The organism is Streptococcus hillyeri (assembly GCF_003686955.1).
In the GTDB taxonomy this organism is placed as follows: Bacteria; Bacillota; Bacilli; order Lactobacillales; family Streptococcaceae; genus Streptococcus; species Streptococcus hillyeri.
In genome coordinates this window covers 1-4,406 of sequence record NZ_RCVM01000038.1, presented here as the reverse complement: position 1 = coordinate 4,406, position 4,406 = coordinate 1, and the positions used below count along the sequence as shown (strand labels likewise).

The 4,406-nt window shown below is 41.3% G+C and carries 3 protein-coding genes and 1 pseudogene; all 4 read right to left on the bottom strand.

Going from position 1 to position 4,406, the window contains the following annotated elements; translation table 11 throughout:
- Positions 1-342: 342 nt before the first annotated feature.
- Positions 343-828 (bottom strand): tRNA adenosine(34) deaminase TadA, encoded by a 486-nt coding sequence (tadA, locus tag EAF07_RS10325; protein ID WP_121836460.1) that lies wholly within the window; start codon positions 826-828, stop codon positions 343-345.
- Positions 822-1,598: pseudogene (locus EAF07_RS10320) on the bottom strand (MBL fold metallo-hydrolase). The gene tadA and the pseudogene EAF07_RS10320 overlap by 7 nt, the downstream one beginning before the upstream one ends.
- A 21-nt stretch (positions 1,599-1,619) precedes the next feature.
- Positions 1,620-2,171 (bottom strand): nucleotidyltransferase family protein, encoded by a 552-nt coding sequence (locus EAF07_RS10315; protein ID WP_183121699.1) that lies wholly within the window; start codon positions 2,169-2,171, stop codon positions 1,620-1,622.
- A gap of 47 nt (positions 2,172-2,218) precedes the next feature.
- Entirely contained in the window at positions 2,219-4,192 is a 1,974-nt protein-coding gene (gene tkt, locus EAF07_RS10310; protein ID WP_121836458.1) for a transketolase, read from the bottom strand.
- Between the last annotated feature and the right edge of the window lie 214 nt (positions 4,193-4,406).

Sequence of the window (4,406 nt, the reverse complement as noted above, 5' to 3'; positions counted from 1 at the left end):
GCAATAAAATCAACCATTATAAAAACCAGTGGAACTTACCCTGACACGGATTTCCACTGGTTGTTAGAGGTTTTATCAGATTAACTTCCACTTTAACAGACGGTGGAAGTTAGTTTGGGAATTTAGCAGTTTTTTTCATTAACTTCTTCGAGCTGATTTAGCACCTCATCATTCTAGCAAACCTTATCTTGTCTGTCAACCTGTTTTTAATATCTTTGATAAAAACAATCAGGGGGATCTTGACTAAGATTTTCACTGACATGGCGAGTCTTTGTCTAAGGTTATGCCCCCTAATAAAGAAAATGAAGTGGTAGATGTTTTTAGCTTTTCCACTTCTCTCAACTATTTCGGGCTATTTTTCTGTTTACGGCGAGTTCGGAAAAAAGTTTGCATAATAGCAGCACACTCTTTTTCTAGGATACCAGTCTCTACAGTAACACGATGATTAAGACGTTCATCCGTCAAAATATCATACAATGATCCTGCTCCTCCAAATTTTGCATTTTTTGCACCGTAGATAACTTGTGGAATCCGTGCTAGCCCGATTGCTCCGCTGCACATGACACAGGGTTCAATCGTCACAAACAATGTGCAATCAAGAAGTCTCCAATTCCCTACTCTTTGATTTGCTTCAGTGATAGCCATTATTTCAGCATGCATAATAGCTTGGTTGCGTTCTTCTCGTGCATTATGACCTCTACCAATAATTTGTCCATCTTTAACAATGACACAGCCTATTGGAATTTCTTCTTTCTCGAGCGACTTTTGAGCTTCTTTTATGGCTTCCTGCATGAAATAAGATTTTTCTTCTTCTGTAAACACTAACATTCTCCAATTTCCCAAGATTGATGTGGACTCGCTAACTCAACTGGGATATTTCCCTCATATTTTTGGGTTTCATTTTTGAGATACTCCAAGTGATTTTCTGATGGAATTCCTTGTGGAGGTAGGGGTGGCATATGAGTCAAGACTAATTTTTTGACTCCTGTTTTTTGTGCCAATAGCCCTGCTTCTTTGCTTGTCAAGTGAGCGATATGGTTTTCATTACCTTCATAAAGATAAACATCTGCCAGTAGTAAATCTGCGCCTGCGGCAAATGTTTCCAAATCTTCAAAATAACCCGTATCTGCCGTAAAGACAAAAACCTATCCTGTTGCTTCTTCAACAATACGAAAAGCATAACAAACCACTGGGTGAACTGTCTTAATAAATGTCACTGAAAACGGGCCAATTGTCTCGGTTCCCGACGTATTGTAAGCAATTCCTTGTGAAACACCTGGTAAGGTTAATTTTTCAAATTCTGATACATCTTCGTCATGAGCATAAATCGGTAACACCTTTGGCTCCCAGAGATGTTTCGGGTATAGTTGGAAATAATGGCGTAAGACACCCAAATCTGCCACATGATCAGGATGATAATGGCTAATAATAACCGCATCTAAGTCCAAGGGGCTGATTTCTTTTTCGAGTTCATTGACCGCACGGCTACCACAATCTATAAGAAGTTGAAAGCCATCATGTCCAGTCAATAAGTAAGCAGTTGTACCTTCATCTTTATAGGGATATGCTCCCCAACATCCTAAGGTTGTTAATTTCATTTTCTGTCCTTTCTTAATCTCCTATTCATAGTGCAGTTGCGGCCACTTCTCATGCCACTTCTTTTTCACTCGACGCTTACGATAAACGTCCATTCGCTCCTCCTCTGCTAAAAAATGTGGCGTCGGTGATACACGATAGTTAATAATATCATCCAAACCATAAGGAGCATATAACTCTAGCTTATCATTCTTTAGTCGCACCGCAATTGCCGTACACTTTTCTGGATATTTACTGATGGCATCACAGGCTGATTGATACGGCGCTGTATTTGGGCTGTGCTGGTGCATATCAACCTGATTTTTGACTTCCCAACGATAGTTAGGATAGCGGTTTGCTAATTGTTTTTGGATAACTAGAGTATCTTCATAACTTTTATTGGCATCGAAATAAACGACATCAATATCCGTCTCTTTATCAAAAGCAGGGCGGTTACTGAGGTCATTCCAAATAGCATTTCTCACTGAACCAGCAGCTAGCCAACAATCGGAAAGATTCAGCTCTGCTATTGCCCTTAAAACAGTCATCATGTCGGTATCAGCTTGAAGCAACTGCAATACATCGTCGTTTGTCATAATACCATTATAGCAAAAAGGGCTGGAAAACCAACCCTTTAGAATGATTATAGACTGTTCACTGTTGCGACAACATTGTCTACTGTAAAGCCATAGCGTTCGATAACTTCTGCTGCTGGAGCAGAGGCACCAAAGGTATCAATACCGATAACTTTACCATCGAGACCAACATATTTGTACCAGCTTTGTGTCGCTGCCATTTCAAGTGCTACACGACGGCGAATCGCATTTGGCAACACTTCTTCCTTATAAGCAGCATCTTGAGCATCAAAGAGTTCCATTGATGGTACTGAGACCACTCGAACTTTTGTTCCTTCTGCTTCCAAGACTTTAGCAGCTTTGACTGCCAAGTTAACTTCTGAACCAGATGCCAATAAGATAGTGTCAAAATCTTCGCTCGTTTGGTAAGTGACATAAGCTCCTTTTGCAACTTTAGCAAAATCAGAACCAGCTTCTACTTCAAGATTTTGACGTGTCAACACAAGCGCTGTTGGTGTTGTTGTACTTGTCAATGCATAGTGCCAAGCCGCTTGTGTCTCGCGTGCGTCTGCCGGACGAAGAACTGTCAAGTTTGGCATTGCACGAAGACCCGCAAGGTGTTCAATCGGCTCATGTGTTGGACCATCTTCACCAACCGCAATTGAATCATGTGTAAAGACATAAGTAACTGGCAATCCTTGAAGGGCTGACAAACGAATGGCAGCTTTGACGTAGTCTGAGAAGACGAAGAAAGTACCGCCATAAACACGGAGACCACCATGAAGTGCCATACCATTTAAAACGGTACCCATAGCAAATTCACGAACACCAAACTGAATGTTACGGTTCAGCGGATTTTCGGCGTCTTGCAAACCATCTGCCTTGATATAAGTCATGTTAGAGTGAGCAAGGTCCGCAGAACCTCCAAGGAAGGTTGGAAGCACTTCTGCTGCCGCATTGATGGCATCTTGTGAAGAGTTACGCGTTGCTTGTGAGAAGCCATCTTCATAAACTGGGAAATCTTTTTCTGTCACTGTAACTGGCGCTTGTCCAGCAACAATGGCATCAATTTCATCAGCAACTTCTGGATAGGCTACTTTATAATCCGCTACTAATTTGCTCCAAGCCTCATAAACAGCTTGACCACGATCAGCAACATTTTCTTTAAAATCCGCATAAACTTCTTCCGGTACTTCAAACGGAGCATAAGACCAACCAAGGTTTTCACGAGTTGCTGCAGTTTCTTCTGCACCAAGAGGAGCTCCGTGAACAGCATTTGTACCACCTTTTGTTGGAGCACCGTGACCGATAACTGTTTTCACTTCAATCAAGCTTGGTTTGCCAGATGTTTTTGCTTCTTCAATCGCTGCGCTGATGGCTTCAAGGTCTGTTCCATCTTCAACAAGGCTTGTATGCCAACCATAAGCGTCATAGCGAGCACGGATATTTTCTGAGAAAGCATCACTTGTCTCTCCATCCAAACAGATATCATTTGAATCGTAAAGAACAATCAATTTGTCAAGGCTTTGTTTTGCTGCATAAGACGCAGATTCTCCTGACACACCCTCCATAAAGTCACCGTCACCTGCAATAACATAGGTATAGTGGTCAAAGAGTGGGAAACCTTCTTTATTATACTTAGCTGCAAGGAAACGCTCTGCTTGAGCAAATCCAACTGCCGTTGAAATGCCTTGACCTAGAGGACCAGAGGTGGCATCAACACCTGCTGTATGACCAAATTCTGGGTGACCAGGCGTTTTTGATCCCCATTGACGGAAATTTTTAATCTCATCAAGAGAAACATCTTCATAGCCAATTAAATGCAAAAGCGCATATAGCAACATTGACCCATGACCTGCAGATAACACAAAGCGATCGCGGTTAATCCAATTTGGCACTTTTGGTGTTACACGGATGTGTTTTGTATAAAGGCTGTAGGCCATTGGAGCTGCACCCATCACCACTCCTGGGTGACCAGATTTCGATTTTTCAATGGCGTCAATACCAAGAAATCTTATCGCATTGACAGATAGATTTGACATAAATACCTCCTAGAGCGTCGAAAGAATTTGTTTACGTTTTCATTATATCATGAAATTCTCTCCATTTCCAACAAATATTGACATCTACACGACAAACGCATGAAGAAAATATGGCTTACAGAAAAGACTTTCATGGATGAATTCAAAATCCTTCGCTATAATAAAAGTGGAGGATTTTGTTATGGAAGACCTTTTAAATTTCTTGATTACTGTT